Annotated in this window: 12 protein-coding genes; 6 read left to right on the top strand and 6 right to left on the bottom strand. The window is 59.4% G+C overall.

Annotation, left to right across the window (positions count from 1 at the left end):
• Positions 1–168: 168 nt before the first annotated feature.
• The 4 genes from N2603_RS39730 (at position 169) to N2603_RS39745 (ending at position 3,682) form a co-directional block, all read left to right on the top strand.
• A complete protein-coding gene (locus N2603_RS39730; RefSeq protein ID WP_260386461.1) occupies positions 169–1,740 on the top strand; it encodes an amidophosphoribosyltransferase in 1,572 nt (523 codons plus the stop codon).
• Positions 1,737–2,417, top strand: a complete 681-nt coding sequence (locus N2603_RS39735; protein WP_260386462.1) for an HAD family hydrolase — start codon at positions 1,737–1,739, stop codon at positions 2,415–2,417. The genes N2603_RS39730 and N2603_RS39735 overlap by 4 nt, the downstream gene beginning before the upstream one ends.
• A gap of 3 nt (positions 2,418–2,420) precedes the next feature.
• Positions 2,421–3,323, top strand: coding sequence for an NAD(P)-dependent oxidoreductase (locus tag N2603_RS39740; RefSeq protein WP_260386463.1), 903 nt, complete (start codon positions 2,421–2,423; stop codon positions 3,321–3,323).
• A 140-nt stretch (positions 3,324–3,463) separates the two neighbouring features.
• Entirely contained in the window at positions 3,464–3,682 is a 219-nt protein-coding gene (locus tag N2603_RS39745; protein ID WP_260386464.1) for a hypothetical protein, read from the top strand.
• 352 nt (positions 3,683–4,034) lie between these two features.
• Here N2603_RS39745 and N2603_RS39750 read toward each other — a convergent pair whose 3' ends face one another.
• From N2603_RS39750 to N2603_RS39765, 4 genes are all read right to left on the bottom strand, one after another.
• Positions 4,035–5,501 (bottom strand): NAD-dependent succinate-semialdehyde dehydrogenase, encoded by a 1,467-nt coding sequence (locus N2603_RS39750; RefSeq protein WP_260386465.1) that lies wholly within the window; start codon positions 5,499–5,501, stop codon positions 4,035–4,037.
• A 9-nt stretch (positions 5,502–5,510) separates the two neighbouring features.
• Positions 5,511–6,440, bottom strand: a complete 930-nt coding sequence (locus tag N2603_RS39755) for a dihydrodipicolinate synthase family protein (protein ID WP_260386466.1) — start codon at positions 6,438–6,440, stop codon at positions 5,511–5,513.
• Positions 6,441–6,617: 177 nt separating this feature from the next.
• The gene (locus N2603_RS39760; protein WP_260386467.1) at positions 6,618–7,769 is read right to left on the bottom strand and encodes a hypothetical protein; all 1,152 of its coding nucleotides are present in this window, start codon (positions 7,767–7,769) and stop codon (positions 6,618–6,620) included.
• 251 nt (positions 7,770–8,020) lie between these two features.
• Entirely contained in the window at positions 8,021–9,223 is a 1,203-nt protein-coding gene (locus N2603_RS39765) for a CaiB/BaiF CoA transferase family protein (protein ID WP_260386468.1), read from the bottom strand.
• A gap of 264 nt (positions 9,224–9,487) precedes the next feature.
• Here N2603_RS39765 and N2603_RS39770 point away from each other — a divergent pair, with 264 nt between their 5' ends.
• Positions 9,488–10,579, top strand: coding sequence for a LacI family DNA-binding transcriptional regulator (locus N2603_RS39770; protein WP_027574674.1), 1,092 nt, complete (start codon positions 9,488–9,490; stop codon positions 10,577–10,579).
• Between the two features lie 164 nt (positions 10,580–10,743).
• Here the strand turns inward: N2603_RS39770 and N2603_RS39775 are convergent, their stop codons facing one another.
• Both N2603_RS39775 and N2603_RS39780 read right to left on the bottom strand, forming a co-directional pair.
• Positions 10,744–13,377: a CehA/McbA family metallohydrolase gene (locus N2603_RS39775; protein WP_260386469.1), complete on the bottom strand. Its 2,634-nt coding sequence runs from the start codon at positions 13,375–13,377 to the stop codon at positions 10,744–10,746.
• Positions 13,378–13,578: 201 nt separating this feature from the next.
• Positions 13,579–14,904, bottom strand: coding sequence for an MFS transporter (locus N2603_RS39780; RefSeq protein WP_260386470.1), 1,326 nt, complete (start codon positions 14,902–14,904; stop codon positions 13,579–13,581).
• 708 nt (positions 14,905–15,612) lie between these two features.
• On the opposite strand from N2603_RS39780, the gene N2603_RS39785 reads away from it, so the two are divergent.
• The gene (locus N2603_RS39785; RefSeq protein WP_260386471.1) at positions 15,613–16,395 is read left to right on the top strand and encodes an enoyl-CoA hydratase-related protein; all 783 of its coding nucleotides are present in this window, start codon (positions 15,613–15,615) and stop codon (positions 16,393–16,395) included.
• The last annotated feature ends 29 nt before the right edge of the window (positions 16,396–16,424 follow it).

The raw sequence follows: 16,424 nt of genomic DNA on the forward strand, positions 1-16,424 counted from the left end.
TGAGAGTGGCTCGTCTTCCAATTCTCCTCGCTCTAGAACTACCAGCCAGCATTTTTAAAGGAGTGGTACGACGCTTGCTTAAGGATGAAGCGAACTTCCGCCTTCACAGGGCACATTAGCCATGCGAGGCGCCCCGCCAGATCGGCTCCTTAACAAGTGGGTGACTATATGTCCGGTGTCGCCGGTGCGTTTCTCTGCGCTTCAAGCGAACCATCGTCGCGTGTTATTGATCAGCTGAAGAAAATGATTCCGACACTTGCACTCCGTGGGCAAGCAGGTGTCGCGATCTCTGCTTTCATGCAAGAGCGTGGGATCCGATACGGGAGGGCCTTTCACTCGAAAGATAATGCAGTACGCATTGACGGCCTCGAACAGGATCCGCGCTTTCGGCCTCATGTAGCAATCGCGCAGATCCATAGCGGAGGTGGTGATGACTGCGACGTGCAGTCAATTCCTAGCCGCCATTTTGCGATTTCTCTGGACGGCGCCTTGGTGAACGCTCATGAACTCAGGAGCGAATTGCTCTCTCAAGGACCACTGTTAGATACCAACACAGACGCCGAGCTCTTGCTGAGGTGGATTGAACGATCTTGCGAACGAGAATACTGGCGTCACGGCTTGCCCGCGGACTACGAAGCTATCTTTCGCGAGCTTGATAATCGTATCGATGGTGCCATTTCCGCGCTTTTGCTGGATAAGAACGGTGATCTTGTTGCATATCGCAATCGAAGCGGTTTGCGACCATTGGAGACTATGCGGACAAGTAATGGATTGTTGCTCTTTGCTTCCGAAAATTGTGCTTTCGCTGGGTTGGAAGGGGAGACCCAGCAGCTCTTGCCTGGGAGCATACAGCGCGTGGACGCCAAGACGGGCGGCAGAGTTGACCATACCTTGAACAGCCGAGGATGTAAGGCCAAAGTCTGCGCCTACGAAACTCTCTATTTGGGAAGTCCGAACACGTCGGTCGAGGGCCATTCACATCGCCAGACCCGTCACAACATCGGGTTCGCCTTGGGGAGAATCGTTGCGGAGCGACTCCAAGCAGCCCCACTCTTGATCCCGCCAATCGTGTCCTCCATGCCAAATACTGGGGGGCCGTACGCCGATGGTCTGTTTGACTCTCTCGCCGAACAGGGTGTGCTCGCCGAGCGTAGTGACGTAGTGGCAACGCAATTTCTTGAGCGAACGCTCCTGGGCAGAGCCGGGGCCCGACAATCTCGCATTGCTCAGAAGTATCGCGTGTCTGAACCTGCCGTCGCTAAACGGACCATCATAGTTGTCGACGAGGCCCTCATTCGAGGTGATACCAGCCAAGCCGTCACAACGATGCTCCTTGCCGCTGGAGCCAAAGCCGTACATTGGGCCATTGGTTCGCCGCCTATAGTTGCTCCACATTACTACGGCATGGGCATTGATACGCTAGATGAGCTCGCATTCTGGCAGGCGTTGAAGCGACTGCCACCCGAACTACGCGCCCAGTGTCTTCGCTTCCACAGGATGGATCCGTCAGCCCTCAAAATCATTGAAAGCAGCATTGCGACGGCGATCCAGGCAGCAACAATCACTTATCTGCCCTTCCGGGCCCTTGTATCCATATTGGCCAACAGGCTAGAGGGCATTGATTTGTCACCCTTCACGTTGGAGATGCCGACCCCCGCTGGACGGCAGCGCGCGGATGGAAACTTGGAGGCTCTGCTGGCCGCTCTTCCCATCAATCCCAGTCTGAGGTCAGCATCATGAAACCCACTCTCGTATTTGACTGGAACGGAACACTGCTCGATGACACGTACGCGGTGCTCGAAACGACGAACGTAATTTTGGACCGCTTCGGTCGTCCGATCATCGATATAAACACCTTTCGAGAGCATTTTGATGTTCCCCTCTCTCGTCTCTATCGTGGCCTCGGAATGTCGCAGGAGGAGGTTGAGACAGTGGAGCGTGACGAGGGCGCACTGTTTCACGACACATACGAGCCTCTTGCGGATAAAGCCGATTTACGTGAGGGGGCGCGCAGAGTGCTCGAGTTAGCGCGACGAGAATCTGCGCTACTCATCATCCTCAGCAACCACATAGTCGCGCCTCTACAGCTCCAGCTGAGGAGACTTGGAGTAGATGCCTACGTCACCGACGTGCTCGCCTTTGAAAGCCGCGCCACGCAATACAAATCGATGAGCAAAGGAGAGCGGCTTCGCCTTTATATGCACAGGTACAACCTGAAGCCATCGTCAACCTTCATCATCGGCGATATGCCCGTCGAGACTGATATCGCACGCAATCTCGGGCTGACAAGCATATCCATTACCGGGGGATTTGTTTCGGCGTCGCGCCTGCAAGCCGCACGCCCAGATTACACCATCAACAACCATCATGAGCTGTTGCCCATCCTACAAAGCCATGGCTTCTTTTCGGAATGCTAAATTATGAGCAACGGATCATCAGCGAACGCGGCTCCCAAAACGATCAAGCAGAGCATAGGGCTTATCGGAGCGGGGCGCATGGGAACAGGTATAGGCATCAGCCTGCTGCGTCAGCAAAGCGAACTCCACATCAAAGTCAACAAGAACCGGCTCGGTGCTGATCGCCTGACAGGTGCAGGGGCCCGCGAGCATGCGTCGATCGCTGAGTTGGCGCAGCATGTAAGTGTGGTGGTGTTGTCCTTACCGTCCAGCCGCGAAGTTGAGACGGTGTGCCTCGATCACGATGGACTGTTTGTTCACATGCGCCGAGGAAGTTTGATAATTGATTGTACGACCTCGTATCCCGCATCGACCATTACATTGGCGAAAACGGCGCAAAGACGAGGTCTAAGCTTTATTGATGCTCCAGTAACACGAAGCCCCGAGCAAGCAGAGCTCGGCCTTCTCAATGCGATGGTTGGATCGGATGCAACACTCTTTCCCGTCGCTGAACGCATTCTTGCTGCGTTTTGCGAGACCATTATGCATGTTGGAGATGTCGGACAGGGCCACAAGCTCAAGCTTGTTTACAACAGCATGACTATGGGCATAGCTGCGGTCGCCGCTGAGGTCTGCCAATTCGCGGATAGTCTACAGATAGATCTTGTAACACTACGCTCTTTGATCAGTCGGGGCTCTACGAACAGTGGAATATTCCAAGCCTTCGCCGCCTTCTTGTTGGGAGAGAAACCAGATGCACTGGCAATCTCGATTGCAAATGCTGCAAAGGACATCGAGTGTGCTGTGCGCCTAGCGCGCGAGAGTGCCGTTTCCGTGCCGGTCCTGGATGCTGCCGCGCAGGAACTCAAGCTCTCAGTTGTCGCAGGCAAAGGTGGACTGACCCTACCACATCTGGCCCGATCGTAGACGCTTGGTATGGCTCCAAGCGGGCCATTTTTCCACGAGTCCGTGGTGCCCCCTCGACTGCCTCGGCATCGAGAGCGATGATTGGGACGAGATGGTCCGCATCTTCAAAGAAGTCAGGGGGTGTTTCTTATGACGATGGAGTGGAGTTCGATCCAAATAGCGTCAAGGTCAATCGCATTCGCGAGGAAACCGAGCATGGCGGCCTGCGTATCACCGTCGACGCATTGGTCGATACCGCCAAGGCCCGTATCGTTATCGATATGACCTTTGGTGATGCGGTCGAATCGGGTCTACTGGAAATGGACCTCTCGGTTCTCCACGATCTTCCTGCTCTGCATCTCGCGCGCTTCTGCGCGTGAGATGGTCATCGCCGAGAAATTCCAGGCGATGGTCATACTGGGCCGCGCCAATATTCGTGGTGCTCGCGGCCTATCATTGGCGCGGATACTTGAGGGCTTTGGCACACGCAGCTGTTATCCGTCCGCGCTGATCTGCCGGACAAAGTATCTCATTCTGCTCCCGTCTGAAAGAACAAGAAGGTGTGCCTCCAGCAAAGAAAAGGACCGCTGCCGGATTTCTCCGACAGCGGCTCAAGTCTGGGGAGAAGGCAGACGTACCGGTCTGCCAGCGGAGAAGGGCGGAGCGCTTGAGTGCTATCCGGCGGCACTAACGAAGTCGTTCTGCTCCGATTTTGTATCTGGTAGTCCGGCTCTAGCTCGCCTGGCTCACAAATTTGGTGTCGAGATAGCCCTCGATTGCCTCGAGGCCACCTTCCGAACCGAAGCCGGACTCCTTCGTTCCTCCGAAGGGCACTTCGGGAAGCCCAAGCCCATGATGATTGATCGATACCATCCCGCATTGGAGATCGGCCCCGATCGCGGCCATCGTTGCGGCGGATCGCGTGTAGGCGTAGGCGGCGAGCCCGTAAGGCAGTCGATTGGCCTCCGCGACAACCTCGTCATAGGTTGCAAACCGCGCAATCGGCGCGACAGGGCCGAACGGCTCTTCATTCATGATGCGCGCTTGAGGTGGAACATCGGTCAGGACCGTCGGCTCGTAGAAGTACCCCGTATTGCCCATACGCTTGCCGCCGGTGCGCAACTGGGCGCCGCAATCGAGAGCGTCCGCGACAAGGCTCTCCATTGCATCGACCCGCCGCGAATTGGCAAGCGGCCCCATCCGGCTATCTCTTTCAAGGCCATTGCCAACCTTGATCGCGCTGGCCTCGGCAACGAACCTCTTAACGAAATCTTGATAGATACTGTCATGCACCAGAAACCGCGTCGGCGAGACGCAGACTTGGCCCGCATTGCGGAACTTGTTCGCCGACAAGATTCTTGCGGCTTTCTCGACGTCGGCATCCGGGAAAACGATGGCAGGCGCGTGGCCGCCGAGCTCCATGGTGGAGCGCTTCATATGGGCGCCGGCAAGGGCTGCGAGATGCTTTCCGACCATGGTCGAACCGGTGAAGGAGACTTTCCGGATGATAGGATGGCGTATGAGATAATCTGAAACTTCGGATGGCACTCCGAAGACGAGATTGATCACGCCCGCCGGCAAGCCCGCATCCGCGAAACTACGCACCAGCTCCATGCAGCTCGCTGGCGTCTCTTCAGGTCCCTTGACGATGATGGAGCAGCCGGCTGCAAGGCTGGCGGAGATCTTCCGCACGGCCTGGTTGATCGGAAAATTCCAGGGCGTAAATGCCGCAACCGGCCCGACCGGCTCCTTGGTCACGAGCTGGGCAACATTGCCAAAGCGCGCCGGGACGATCCGTCCATAGGCACGCCGCCCTTCCTCGGCGAGCCAGTCGATGATATCGGCAGCAAGGAGCGATTCAGCACGCGATTCGGTGAGCGGCTTACCCTGTTCGAGCGTCATGATCGATGCGATGCCGGCTGCGCGCGAGCGTATGAGATCGGCGGCCTTGCGCATCGTCCTGTATCGGTCAAAGGCCGAAACCTTCCGCCAAATCTCAAAGCCCTCCTTAGCGGCTATGATCGCACGATCAAGATCGCCGCGGGACGCATAAGGAGTTTCGCCAATTGGCTGTCCGGTCGCGGGATTGAGGATCTTTTCCGAGCGATCCGAACCCCCTTCCGTCCATTCGCCGGCAATGAACATCCTGATCTTGGGGTACACAGGTTCTGCCTGCGTGACTTTTTCCCGGCGAATCATGCCCGCACCTCAATGTCCCCAGCGAAGAGCCAGTGGGTTGAGCTCACGCGCGAGCTCGATCAGTCCAGCTCTCGTCGCCGGATGGATCTGCTCAAGCGGATGCCGCACAGCTTCGCATTTGATCACCCCACCTTCAGCCATTACGCTCTTGGCGGCGCGCAGGCCGCACTGGCGGTTTTCGAAATTGATAAGCGGCAGCACCCTTGCATATGCAAGAGCGGCTTCCTGCCTGTCGCCCGCTTTGTGATGATCGAGCACGGGGCGGAGCAGATCAGGCAACAGCGCGCTCGACATTGTTCCGATCGCACCGGCATCGAGGTCTGCCATCATGGTGATGGCTTCCTCCCCGTCAAAAGGACCAATGATGATCTCACCGCCGAGCTCGATCAGACTGCGCAGCTTGGCAGCCGCAAACGGCACCTCGATCTTGAAATATCTGGCGAGCGGCACATCGCAAGCGAGCCGGACGAGAAACGGGACCGTCAATGTAACGCCGGAGAGCGGCGCGTCCTGGACCATGATTGGAATGTTGGCGGCGTCCGCGACCCGGCCGAAATGCCCGATCATGGCGCCTTCATCCGCCTTGAGGCTTGCACCATGATAAGGCGGCATCAGCATGAGGAGGCTTGCGCCACGTTCGGCCGCATAGCGGGCGCGTTGCACCGCAATCTGGGTGCTGAAATGGCTGCAGGTCACCATGACGGGCTTGCGGCCCGCGACATGCGAGAGGCAGAGATCGACCAGAATATCGCGTTCCTGATCCGACAGCAGGAACTGCTCGGAATAGTTGGCCAGAATGCAGATTCCGTCCACGCCTTGATCGATCATGCAATCGAGCACGCGCCGCTGCCCTTCGAGATCGAGATCTCCAGATTCCGTAAAGGGCGTCGGAGCGACCGGGAACAGGCCGCGATAGACGGGAGTTTTCGCATTTATCATCTAGAGGATTCCAGACAGGAAGCAGTCAGTTGCCGTCGAACCCGATCAGCCCATCGCAAATATCCGAGGAGTGGGGCCGATGCCGTCGAACTTTTTGGACAGATTGACTGGCGTCGCGTCACAAACAAGATTGGTTTGAGGCTTTGCTCTCGTTGGAAGCCCTTTCGCGCCTCCTCACTAGATCCAGCCAGGCGACACCAGATCCGTCAGGATGGCAAGGCATTCAAACAGGAAGTAGCTTCCGAAGATCAGCTCGACGTTCTGGGCCGCATCGATATCGCGCACGATCGCCTTTCGGGTGAAGCAGCCGCCGGTGAGCATTCCAGGCGGGCGCGGGTCATCGGGAGCAGTCGGTGTCAGGTATTTCGAGCTCAGCTGAGTAACTGTGCGCTCCGCAAATGATCGATATTTGGCGCCCTGCTCAGGACCAAGCGCGGATGCGAGGCGCAGCGCCGCAGCAGCAGCGATGGCAGTGGCCGCAGTATCCCTGCTGGTGTTGGGGATCGCCGGATCATCGAAATCCCAGAAGGCAATGAGATCTGAAGGGACATGGTCGATCCACCAGTCAAGAAGGCGCACGGCGTAGTCGCGCCATAGCGGTTCGTCCGGGCGGACCATGGCGGCGTGAGCGGTGTAGAGGATCGCCCATCCCTGCGCCCGGCCCCAAGTGCTGATATCGCTATATCCCTTGTGCGTGTGCGTTCTGAGTACCTTGCCGGTGTGTGGATCAAGGGTGGAAGACTGGATAACTGAATTGTCCTGCCGCACATGGATCTCCAGGACACGCCGCATATGTGCATTGGCGACCTCGTCCATCCGGGCATCGGAAAGCTCGTCCGCGGCCCAATAGAGCAGGCCTGTCGCCTGGAGCGAGTCGATGCTGCTCTCGGAGGCTCCGACTGCGCTCGCCTCCTCGGCATCCCTGCCCAACGGTATCAGTCCGAGGTGTGGATCGAACATATCACGAAGCGACCTTGCTGCTGTCAGAGCCACCGCGCGCGCGTTTTCTTCCTTGAACAGGATGCTGCCGAGGGCGCCGGCATGATAGAAGCCGAAGCCCTTGAACGCCGTAAGCCGCTCGGCACGCGGCAACATTCGGCTTAGCGCAGCACGCGCGTCTTCGATTGGAAACCGCCTGGGATCAGTGAGATGCGCGAGCCAAAGCTCACCAACAAATGCCCCGCCGGTCCAATCGCCATCGGGCGTAAACGTCCATTTTCCGTCTGCGGCACTCGCCCAGTGTGGCAAGCCCGAGCGTGCAGTGTCCCGAGTCTCGGCAATGCGCTTCAGCATACGCTCGCGCGCGGGCAGATATTGGCTTTCCGACATGGCTTCTGGTCCAACATAATACTCGCCGCGCGGCTTTGGCCTGGCGGCAATTTAAAGCTCTTTACCAACAGATCCTGGACTGGCGTGAACGGTTAGTGTTCACCAGACTTCCAAGCGTGCTTGGTTTGCATCGCTGCCGAGGAGCAAGCCTCGTCAGCAGCGCCGCAGGGAAAGCCGCGTGCAAGTTTATGCCACTCACCCTGCCTCTCCTGACGTGAAGCGTGCTACTTTCGAGAATCCTCTTTGTTCGTTTAGTGATGCGAGTCCGCAGCACCGATGGCGCCAGTATCGTAGAGATCCTTTAATTTCCCGGCGTCATAGCCCAGCTCTTTCAGAATCTCTTCCGTTTGCGCACCGAGCTTTTGCGGCGGCAAACGCACGTCCGGCTGCTCGCCGTCGTAGCGCACCGGATGGCTGACAAGGGTGATGGGAGTTCCGGTCGCGCCGGTCACGACCTGAAAATTTCTGTTGTGCGCAATCTGCGGATCCGCAACGACGTCCGCATAATCGTTCACCGCAGCGTGCCAAATTCCACGCGCCTCGAACAAGACGATGCATTCGGTGGTTGTGCGTTTGGCGACGCTGGCCGCAATGATGGCTGAGGCCTCGTCCCGCCGGCGATAGGCCTGCTCGTCAGGAATTCGCTGGTCGGCCGGAAGGCCAAGCGCGCCTGAGAGCGCCTCCAGCGATCCCAAAGAGATCGCAATGTGTCCATCGCGTGTCGCATAGATGCCGTAAGGTGCGCCATAGTACCATCCGGCCACCGGGCCCGGCTGGCGGACGTCGTCAGGCCTTTGGCCGTTCAGGTAGCAGGTAAAAGATTCCATCTGCAGGTCGAGCGCAGCCGACAGCAGGCTAACATCGACGCGGCAACCCTGCCCCGTCCGCGCTTTCCTCACCAGGGCAGCCAGGATCCCCGCCGCAAACAAGGCGGCGCCGTGATGATCGATGGCGGAAACGCCGACAGCCCGCGGCCCCTGCTCGCGACTTCCGGTGATCATCGCAAGTCCTGAGAGCGCCTGGATCAAGAGATCCTGGCCTGGGCGATCGACATAGGGCCCGTCAGGTCCGTAGCCGGAGGCAGCGGCATAGATGATCTGCGGATTGATCTTCTTTGCATCCTCGTAGCCGAGACCAAGCTTGTCGAGCACACCCGGGCGGAAGTTCTCTGCGATGACATCCGATTTAGCGATCAGTTGCCTTGCGATGACCACGGCTTCGGGTTTTTTCAGATCGAGCGTGAGGCTGCGCTTGTTTCGGTTTCCCGTCAGAAGCAACATCGATTGGCCGTCAACCCGCTTGTCCGCCCCGCCCCATTTCCTCTGAAAGGCCCCCCCGGGCGGTTCCACGGCGATCACGTCCGCACCGAGGTCGGCGAGAAACTGCACGCCAACCGGACCCATCAGAAAGTGATTGAGGCTGAGGACACGAATGCCCGTCAAGAGATCGACCATACATCTTTGCTTTCGGTTTGACCTGAAATCGAGCTGTTGGCTCTCGATTTCTGAAATCGATTTCAGACTTAGGCTTCGCAAGAACCGGAGTCAAGCGAATCGACCAACTTTCGAATGAGATTCGCTTCATCCCGCTCCATCTGCGCATGAGAGGGCCAGAAAATAGCGCCGACGGCTCGCATAGAGGGCTTGAGAAGGTGGCGCTCGTGATGGTTTAACCCTTTTGAGGGGAGACCCTCTCCTTCTCCTGGTTGACCAACGCAAATGGACAAGAAACCTGTAATCGCGCCAAAAGGCCGCCAACAGCCGCGCGTGAAGATCGAGGACGTCGCCCGGAAGGCGAATGTGTCGCCGGCGACGGTGTCGCGGGTTCTCAATCACCCCGATATCGTACGGCCGGAGCTTCGCGACAAGGTCATGCGGCATATCAATGACCTGGCCTACACGCGCGATAGCGCAGCCAGAGCATTGAAATCGGGACGCATGCGGACCGTCGGCGTCATCGTTCCGACACTGGCACTCGGTATCTTTGCAGAAGGCGTAGAAGCGCTCCAGAACCGCCTCAGCGAAAGCGGCTACACGCTGTTCATTGCGAACTCGCAATATGACCAGCGGCGTGAATTTCAGGAGCTGCAAAGTCTCATTGAACGCGGCATCGATGGAATCGTGCTGGTCGGAGCTTCCCACGGACGGGAGCTGAGGAGCCTGATCGAACAGGCAGGCGTACCCGTCATCACCACCTATGTTGCCAAGGCCGGCGGCGGCATCCCCGCGATCGGAATCGACAACGAAAGCGCCACCCGCGAGATGACGGAGTATCTGCTAAGGCTTGGACACGTCCGTTTCGGCGCGATTGCCAACGTTGTCGCCGCGTCCAACGACAGATCCCGCGCCAGGCTCGAGGGAATTCAGCGCGCGCTCTCGGACGCCGGTCTCCCGCTCAAGCCAAGCCAGATCGTCAAGGCCGATTATTCGCTTGCCCAGGGCCGTAGTGCCCTTCGTCAACTCCTCACCGATCATCCGGACACGACAGCAGTAATCTGTACCACCGACACGCTTGCCATCGGTGCAATGGCAGAGGCTCGCAAGATGGGGCTGGCCGTACCGTCCACGCTTTCCATCACAGGATTTGACGATGTGGAGCTGGCGGCGCAAATGGACCCGCCGCTCACAACGGTCAGCGTTCCGGCAGCAGAAATCGGCCGGGGAGCCGCCGATTATCTCATCAATGCCATTGCCGGAAGTCCTGTCCCGAGAAGTGTCGTGTTGCCGTATCGGCTGGTCATGCGGTCATCGAGCGCCCCGCCGCGCTCCAGCGTCCGTCCGGCCCGTCGCGGGCGCAGTCGAGATCATTGACCGGGCCACGGTCCTGATAAGTATTGCAGAACCGTAGCCTGGCCTTCGTGTCCCAGGACTCGGTGACGCAAGCTGCTCGCCCCATACCATTATTCGCCGTTAAGTAGAGGTGGCTGAGCATGCGATGCGCCACCTGCGCGCCCGTCAATGGCACAAGAGGCTTCTCAATGCTCGCGTTCAACGTGAACGGAATGAACGGGCGCATGGTGGTGGCTGGCGCCCAATTCGTGCAATCTATGATGCAGGCGATGATGCGCAAGTTCCAGGGCAGCTCGCAGCCGCGAGTGTCGCGCTTCGTCGGACTTGGGAGCGAGCGTGTCCATATAGGCGATCGATCCCTCGATTTGAGCAAGGACCGAGACTGCATCCGCGGTGGCAAAGATGGGCATTCCGCCTACTTTGACATATACCGCACTGGTGTGCGCTGCAATGTCGGCCTCGCGTCCGGCGACACTGCCCCGAACGCGCAGCGCGATCCAACATGACTCGCTGATGGGCAGGGAGAGCTGTCCCTTGCACGACAAGCCTTCGCATCGAACCTCCTCGAGGACCGTGCCATTACATATGAGCTCCACCCGGGCCGGTGGAACGCTGACCGATTCGATCCGCCAGTCGATCGTGAGGGTGCCGCCTGAACGGGGAAGGGCCACCGTGCCTCCAGGGCGACGTCCTTCAACGGTCATCTCAACCAGAGGCCCGACAGTGATGAACGTGTCCCCGCTGCGTATGGCATCCATCCAGTTGCGATACGTGAAGTCGCGTTCACCCAGCCGCACATAGGTCCGTGAGCCCCCGAGGAGTGCGGCCGCGTCCATCTTGTCGGAGCCGGCTACCAGCGGCAGATGGTACCCGATGTTGAGGTAGCGATACCAATCGGCGAGACCAAATGCGCTGATCTGCGCGGTCCGCGGGTTGAACGACATCATTTCGATGGCGTCGACAAGGCCGAGCACAATGTCGGCCGCACGTTCCGCCTGCGGGTTCGGCGCGTGCGGCATGACCACCAGCCCCCCTTGCTGACGGCAGCGCTCCGCCCAGTCGGCCATGGTCGCCTCCAGAACATGGCCGATCGCAGCTTCGTTGGACCCGCCGCAAGAGAGCGGATTGATCATTTCACCTTCGTAGCCGAGCAGCGATATGTGCCCCAGAACCTGCATCCGGTTCTCCGTGCCGACCCGAACCAGGAATTCTCCGTCCCCGCCGAAATCCTTTGCCCCGATCGTCGTGCGTCCGTCGAAATCGGCGACGTTGGTGAATAGCTCGCCCCACTGTGCGGCGAGCAAGTTGACGACGTTGACACCCTCCGCCTTGCCCTCAAGCAGCGCTGTCTGCGGGCTCAGGAAATGGACGTGCGTATCAGAGCTAACCCATCCCTGTTCGCGCCAGCGCAGCACACGATCGAGCTCAAAGGTGAGATTGTCCGTCGTTGCAGTGATTTCGACGATGGTGCGCAACGGGCGCACCTCGAAACCCCTGCTGATCTCTACGAACACGGGCCCGAGCGGCAGGTCGGCCTCGCAACTGCCGTCCACGTAGGCGTACTGGTTCAGCCCATTGGCAAATTCGCCCGAGAAGTCCTCGAACCTGCCGGTATTGACCTTGCGGTGATGTCCTTTGGGTGGCAGATACTCTCCGTGCGCACCATGGACATGCAGCCGCGCGGCAACACGCACGCCACTGCCCTTCTCCACGATGCGGATCTTGACCGGCCTTGTGGCCGGTTCGACTGTCGCCACATTGAGCGAGGCGCCTGCGTTACCGCCACCTTCCAACGATCGAAGCTCGAACATGTGCAAGCGGCCATCGTCGGACCGCAGATAGAGCCTTGCGTCCGGATGCGCGGAGTACTCCACGATGACTTCGCTCCCGGAGCGCACGGGCTGCACATCAACTTTGGCGCCCAGCCAATCCGCTCTGGAGTACTCGAGCACTGCGCGGGCGGAGACGACCGTGCCGAGGTCCATGCCGATCTGCTCGCCCCGATCGTCGACATCGAGCTCGCCAAGCTTGTTCAGATGGACCCCGGGCGGCAGCCTCACCTTCAGCTTGCGACGGCCCTGGAGGCGCAGCGGGTGCTGGGTGAGCGCTGTCGTGGTCACCGCAAACACAAGCGAGATTTCCTGTTCCGCGCGCAAGCTCAACGCCGAAAGCTCCTTGTCCGGATAAGGATTCGGGAGGGCGTAAAGCCACAGATTCTCACCTTGTCGATCCATGCGTCCCGATTGGGTGCGGGCCTCGCCCTGGAAGAAGCTCGCCCCCGGCGCTCTGCCGAGGACAAAATCCTCGCCGGTGCTTGCATGCACGATGGGGCCGCGCAGCGGCAGTGCGGCGAACGCACTCGCACTCCAGGAGATGTGGTTCTGCTGGATCGCGAAGCGGCGCAGCACCGGCACGTCGGTCTCGCTGCCGTCGGCATAGCGGAGCCCGTATGTCGCCACCCGGTCGCCGAGTGGATTGCCTTCGACAGGCAGCGTAGCCGGGCCGATCTCTCCGAAACCATCGGGGCTTGCACTGGGGCGGTCTGCCGCCACTTGCACGAACAGCACATAGCTCGCCATTGTCGGCGGCAACGCTATGACGGCAGGAGGGGCCCCGGGGCGGAGCTCCAGCACATCCGGTCCCGTTGCGCTGCCGAAGAGAAAGGGCATTCCGCGATGGGTCTGGAGCCCGCGAAGCGAATCGATCCAGCCGGTGTCACCCGGGCGGTTGGCGAACCCTTCACCCACATTTGCGCGCTTGGCGTTGAAATATCGCTTCAAGTCCACAGGCGTGAAGTGGGGCGATGAAGGTGCTTTCATGCTTCGGACTCCAGTTTCAGCAACTCAGTGCCTCGCAAGCATTCTTTGTTTGTTGTGAATGACTGCTCGCGCAAGGACGCTTGCGCCGACCCCATGCTCATGCCCGGCATGAAGAGATACGCGCGAGCTCTTATGTTTTGCACCTGACGTGGACGCTTTGCGTCCGTCGCGGGCACGGCGAAGCGCAAGGGCAGAGCGTGTTCATTCACCGATGTAGAGGCGACCGCGCTTCTTGGCGATCTGGTAGACCAGCACGCTCAGGAGCGCGATCAACGATCCGTAGACCGGAAACATCCAGGCGATGTGCTCGCGTTGCAACCAGACCAGCAGATAGGGTGACGTCCCGCCAAACAGAGAGACGCCGAGCGCATAGCCGAGAGCCACTCCGGTGGTCCGCACGGCGCGCGGCATCAGCGTGGTGGCGATGAAGTTATAGAGGGCCATGTTGAAGCCTACGATCGCGCCGCCGAACACGGTGACAAAGAAGAACGTGACGATGCCTTTTTCCGAATAGAGCAGTGTCAGGAAGAAGCATGGGATGAGCAACAGGCGCAGCAGCGTGAACGCGCGCGATGGTCGCACCTTGTCCGCGAAAGTGCCGACAAGAGGCGCCGTTGACATCCAGATCAGGACCATCAGCGTCATGATCCCGTACACATACGTGCTATTCTCCTTGAAGACCGTGTTAGCCATGTTGGGCAGACCGGTGTTCCAGGCATAGTTTGCGATCTGCACCGACCCGATCACCAGGATGACGGCGAGCAGCGAAAGGCGGACGCTCCATAGCGTTTTCCACACACCGCCAGTGGTTTCCTGAATGCGCGAAGACTCGTCTTGGCGATGCATGGCTCGATCGATCAAGGTTTCCGGCACCGTCGTGCGCAGATAGATGATCAAAAGGCCCAGCACGCCACCGACTGCAAAGGGTATGCGCCAGGCCCACTCGCGCATGGCTTCAGGTGCGACCGAGGCGCTCACCAGGAAGGCAACCAGGCTGGATCCGAGGTTTCCCAACTGGATGAATGTGCCGCCAATCAGACCAAGGTAGTGTCCCTCCTTTCCAGGTGGCGCCAGTTCAATTGCAATGGCGTTGGCGACACCAGCTTCAGCGCCTGTGGCAAGCCCCTGAATCAGCCGCATGATCAGCAGCGCTATCGCCGCCGTGACGCCGAGGTCCTTGTAGGTCGGCAACAAGGATATCAAAAGCGAGCAAACCGCCATGGCCGTGACTGAGATCAGCATCACGCGCTTGTGGCTGATGCGATCTGCGACCGGCCCCAGCAAAACAGCGCCCAGCGGTCGAGCGCAAAAGCCCGCCCCGTACACGGCCAGTCCCGCCAGCAGCGAGGTGGTGGGATCATCGGAAGGGAAGAAGTGCGGCGAGAGAAACGCTGCCATTACGCCGTAGACATTCCAGTCGTACCACTCCAGCGCCACCCCTCCTCCAAGGCCAGCGGTCATCCGCTTATTGGCAGTTTGCTTGTCAAGCTGGATGGGGACAGCACTGGGCTGAGCAATGATGTTCATGGGTCCTCGGGCTCTAATGATGACGTTAATGATGTTGCGGGTCGCGCGAGAACGAGCGGCCGCTCGTGTCGGCTCAACTGCGCCCGCGCGGGTCTACGAGAGCGGCGGCCTTGAGCATGCCGGACCGCGGAAGCACAGGCGCAAAAGGTGCCCGGGATGCCGGCGGAAAGCCCGCCTGGCTTCACGCATTGGCGGACCTCGCCTCACGAGCGGCCATTGCACGAGCCCAGTGGCGCAGGACGCCTCCATCGTTGCTTCCGACTTGCGCGGCGGCTCGCATAAAGCGCGCGCGAGATCCCGTGCCATTCCCATGGCTAGCCTTCCTCCTGTTGCTCTAAGCGCGCTTCTGAAGAAGCTGATGTTCTTGTTGGACAGCGCGGCGTCACAAGACCCGTCGCATCGTCGATGAGATCTTTCAGATGCGGCCCACTCGCCGGTCGCATTGCTTCCGGTTTCCCGCAGTATCGCGTACTTCTAGGTGCGATTTCTGAAATCGATTTCATAATCCATACGCATTGGTAACCGCGGAGTCAAGCTGATTTCGGAATTAGGCCTGCCTCACCGCTCACCGTCAGCGCCGCGTTCGGCGGATCACGCCGCGGCTGCGGGGTGCCGAACAGCCAAAACCAGGCTTCAAGAAGGCTCGTTGCTAAGAAATCGATTTCAGTCTAAGGCGTGGTTCTCATATTCTTTCAGGAGAACCGCTCCATGTCCGAGACGCCCGATCTCATCCTTGCGACGTCTGTCGCGCCCCACGTGCGGCTATTGACGCTGAATAGGACATCAAAACGAAACGCCTTGAGCAACGAGCTGATCGTGGAGCTTGGCGCCATTTTACGCCGTGCCGCAATCGATGAGGATGTCCGCTGTGTCGTGCTTTGTGGCAGCGATGCGTTCTTCTCTGCCGGAGCCGACATCAAGGAGATGCGGGAGCGCGGCTTTGAGGCAATCGACAATTCCACGCGGCGTTCTGCCTGGCGGGATGTCGCCAATTTCCCCAAGCCTCTCATTGCGGCGGTCGAGGGTATTTGCTTCGGCGGCGGCCACGAGTTGGCACTGCTCGCGGACATCGTGATAGCAGGTGAAGGGGCTGTATTTGGGCAGCCTGAGATCAACATCGGGATATTGCCCGGCGACGGCGCGACGCAGAGGCTAACACGCGTGGCTGGCAAATCAGTGGCCATGATGATGATCCTGAGCGGCCAATCCATCACGGCGCGGAGTGCGATGCAGGCCGGTCTTGTGGCAGAAGTTGTCGAAAGCGGAAGGGCGCAGACGCGAGCGCTCGAAATAGCCGATCTGATCGCGCAAAAGCCTCCCCGCTCGGCTGAACTTGCCAAAGCGGCCGTTCTCGCCGCGTTTCAGACCACGCTGGATGTGGGTCTCGAGTTTGAGCGGCAAGCGATCCGCTTTGCGTTCAGCACAGCTGACCAGAAGGAGGGAATGAACGCCTTCTTTGAGAAGAGGCCGCCGAACTATCGCGGGAAGTAGCCCCCGCGATTGGCTCGCGCGCGGCGCCG

The organism is Bradyrhizobium huanghuaihaiense, from assembly GCF_025200885.1.
Taxonomy (GTDB): Bacteria; Pseudomonadota; Alphaproteobacteria; order Rhizobiales; family Xanthobacteraceae; genus Bradyrhizobium; species Bradyrhizobium huanghuaihaiense.